This is a genomic window from Roseicella frigidaeris, from assembly GCF_003258945.1.
In the GTDB taxonomy this organism is placed as follows: Bacteria; Pseudomonadota; Alphaproteobacteria; order Acetobacterales; family Acetobacteraceae; genus Paracraurococcus; species Paracraurococcus frigidaeris.
Map to the genome: position 1 here is coordinate 1 of NZ_QLIX01000070.1, position 3,206 is coordinate 3,206.

Below are 3,206 nucleotides of genomic sequence, written 5' to 3' on the forward strand. Positions count from 1 at the left end.
ACCTCGCCGAGATCCTGCCGCGGCTCGCCAGAACTGCTCTCGGCCAACACCCGACCCCTCTGCGCTCCTTCCTGACCGCGGAGGTTGCTGGGTAATCAGGAGGTCCTTTCCCCAGAGCCAGGCGGCTACGCCGGCCGCGGCGGCGGTAACCGCGGCCGCGATGCCTGCAATGATCGGAATCGGTATTGGCATGGAAATGAAGCATGCTCGGTGGAAACGCCTGCATTCAAGCGGCCGACGCTTCGTATGCCAAAGCTGGCATGGCGCGTCGGGCGGCGGGCGCCATCTTGCCATATCGCTTATCTTGACATGTCGCATTGTCAGATATAGGTATGCGGAATGCTCACCACCGAGCCCTCCCTTGCCGACCTCGCTGCCGCGTCGGGCCTCGAGCCCCGCACGATCCGGTCCTGGGTTGCCCAGGGCCTGCTTCCGCCACCCCTGACGCGCGGGCCGGCCGCTCGCTACCCCGCTGACACCCTCTCGCGCCTGCTGGCCATCCGGACCATGCGCGACGCGCTCGGCATGTCGTTCACCGACATCCGAAAGGAGTTGCTGGTCGCCAGCCCCGAGCAGATCGCGGCCTACGCGTCGCGCGCCGAGACCCTCGCGAAGCCGTCGCCGCCGACGGTTAATCCGGCATCCAGCGCGCTCGACTACATCGCGAATCTGCGGGCCAGCGTGCCGAAGCCGCCCCCCTCCGTTGCGGCAGAAGCGGCCGCGCCGCGGCCGCGCGCCGCGACAGGGCTCGAGGCGCTGGAACATCGTCTCGGGCAGGGACGCCCGGAGCCGGCCCGCAAGGCCCGCGCGGAGGAATGGCTCCGCATCCCAGTCACCCCCGACGTTGAGCTGACGGTCCGCGGCCCGCTCGACGCCGAACAGCGCACCCGCCTTGAGCGGTGCGCCGATCTGATCCGCGACATCCTGCTCGGGAGGGACCGATGACCGACACCACCATCCTAAACCTCACGGCCGGTCTGGATCGGGCCCTGGCTTGGCATGAGGGAGGCTCCGTCCGCTACCTGGTCGCCGACCTCACGGCCGAGGGCAAGGCCGCCCGGCGCGAGGTGCCGGCGCTGAACCTCGCGCTGACGATCGACATCTCCGGCAGCATGGCCGGCGACAAGATCGATGCCGCGCGGCGTGCGGCCCTCGCCGTGGTCGAGGCCTTGACCGCGCGGGACCGCCTTAGCCTTGTCGCCTTCGACAACAAGGCCGAGCTGCTGTTGGACGCCCGCCCCATGGACGAGGCCGGGCGCGCCGCCGCAGCAAGCGCCATCCGCGGCCTGATCGATCGCGGTGGCACGAACCTCTTCGACGGCTGGCTGCTGGCGGCGGAGCGGGTCGCGACCGCCATGGCTGTCGACCCGGCCGCCTCGCACCGCGTGCTGTTGCTCTCGGACGGCCACGCCAATGACGGGCTCACCGATCGTGGCGAGATCGCGGGCCATGTCGGCGCGCTGTTGGAGCGCGGCGTGCTGACCTCCGCGCTCGGGATCGGGGACGGCTATGACGAGCAGCTGCTCGGCGCCATCGCCGAGGCGGGCGGTGGCAGCCTGCACGACGCCGCCGGCGGCACCGAAGTGGCCGAGGTGGTGCTGGGCGAATTGCAGGAAGGCCGTGCCGCCCTGCTGGAACGCGTCACGCTGCGCGTCAGCGTGCCGGCTAACCTGCGGGCCGAACTCGTCGGCAGCTGGGCACATGCGCCGTTGCCTGGCGTCCTCGAGGTGATGGTCGGCAAGCTCCTGCCGGGCCAGACCAAACGCGTCGTTGTCAGGCTGCATTGCCCCGCCGGTGCGCCCGGGATGGGGCTGCTGCTGGGCGTCTCGGCCGGCGGCGCGCTGCCGGCCGGCGGCGAGGCGGTCGAGGCGCGCGCGGTCGAGGCCGAGCTGCGCCTGGCGCGCGGTGCGGACAACAACGCCCAGCCGCGCGACCGGGACCGCACGCTCGCGGTGGTCCAGGCGTGGACGGCCGACGTGCTGCGAAGCGCGGTGCGGATGAACCGTGAAGGCGACCGCCGGGCTGCGACGCACTTCCTGGAGCGCCAGCTGCGCTGGCTGGAACCCTATGCCCGCGGCGTGCCCGGCACCGAGACGCTGGTGGCGGAGCTGGTGCTGGTCCAGCGCCGGATCGGTGACGAATGGGACGAGCGGACCCGCAAGGAGGTCTATTCGGCTTCCATGAAGCGCGCGCGCTACGAGGAAGATCTCCGTGCGGCACCGCGTGCCTCCATCGCCGAGCGCTTCAGCCGGCCGTCCGGGCGGTGACGGTGCCAAGCACCGTCGCCGCGGGGACGCAACCGCGCGCCCTCCTGCACGCCGTGGTCGCTGCGGCCGAGGCGGTCGGTCGTCTGCTGGCCGCCGAGTTCGCGCGGCCTGGCGGTCCCCGCGGCGCGGGCAGCCATGCCGAAATCGATCGGGAGATCGAAGTGGGGCTGCGCGATCGCCTGCTCGCCCTTCTGCCGGCCCGCTGGCTGGGCGAGGAGACCGGGGCGGATCCCGGGCCGGGCGGGATTGATTGGCGGCTCGTCGATCCGAATGACGGGACAAGCGCCTTCCTGGCCGGTCATCGCGGATCTGCGGTCTGCATCGCGCTGCTCCGGGGCGGCGTGCCCGTGCTCGGTGTCGTGCATGCGCCGCTGTCACCCGATCGTGGGGCGGATACCATCGCCTGGGCCGAAGGCATGGATCACCTGCTGCGGAACGGGGACCCCGTGCGGCCACAACTCGCGCAAGGCACGCTCAGCCCCGGCAGCATTGTCTTCCTGAGTCACGCCGCGCCGGAATGGCCGATCGGCAACGGACGAGCGGTGGCGCCAGCCCGCTTCGTTGGCCTGCCCTCGATCGCTTACCGCTTGGCGCGCGTCGCGGCCGGGGATGGCGTCGCCGCGGTCTCGCTCAACGGCCCCTGCGGCTGGGACTACGCCGCCGGCCATGCGCTGGTCCGCGGCGCCGGTGGCGTTCTGCTCGACGAAGCCGGTGCCGAGGTCCGCTACACGATCGACGGCCGCAGCAGCGTACGGTGGTGCTTCGGCGGGGCGGAGGCTGCCGTTCGCGCGCTCGCTGCGCGCGATTGGGGCGCTGTGCGGAGTGGTCAGCGCCAGCTGACCAGCCCCCATCGAGTGATCCGGGTTAGATTTTAGTGGATAACCCGTCCGGCGATCTGCGCGGCGCCGCCTGAGCCGGAGCCGCTGGGCCTGGGCACGT

General features: G+C 71.7%; 3 protein-coding genes. All 3 read left to right on the plus strand.

Annotated features, from left to right (window positions below):
• Positions 1-339 precede the first annotated feature (339 nt).
• Genes DOO78_RS26705 through DOO78_RS26715 form a run of 3 tightly spaced genes read left to right on the plus strand, consistent with a single transcriptional unit; the run spans position 340 to position 3,142 of the window.
• Positions 340-945 carry a helix-turn-helix domain-containing protein gene (locus DOO78_RS26705; RefSeq protein ID WP_111472919.1) on the plus strand — a complete coding sequence of 202 codons (606 nt, stop codon included), beginning with the start codon at positions 340-342 and terminating at the stop codon, positions 943-945.
• Positions 942-2,267 (plus strand): vWA domain-containing protein, encoded by a 1,326-nt coding sequence (locus tag DOO78_RS27990; protein ID WP_111472920.1) that lies wholly within the window; start codon positions 942-944, stop codon positions 2,265-2,267. Before DOO78_RS26705 ends, DOO78_RS27990 begins: the two co-directional genes overlap by 4 nt.
• Positions 2,268-2,320: 53 nt before the next feature.
• Complete coding sequence (locus DOO78_RS26715) at positions 2,321-3,142, plus strand: inositol monophosphatase family protein (RefSeq protein WP_207803090.1); 822 nt, start codon at positions 2,321-2,323, stop codon at positions 3,140-3,142.
• The last annotated feature ends 64 nt before the right edge of the window (positions 3,143-3,206 follow it).

What these genes read in the sequence shown, in the direction of transcription:
- DOO78_RS27990 (WP_111472920.1), top strand. Translation starts at nt 942, where the DNA reads ATGACCGACACCACCATCCTAAACCTCACGGCCGGTCTGGATCGGGCC.
- DOO78_RS26705 (WP_111472919.1), top strand. Translation starts at nt 340, where the DNA reads ATGCTCACCACCGAGCCCTCCCTTGCCGACCTCGCTGCCGCGTCGGGC.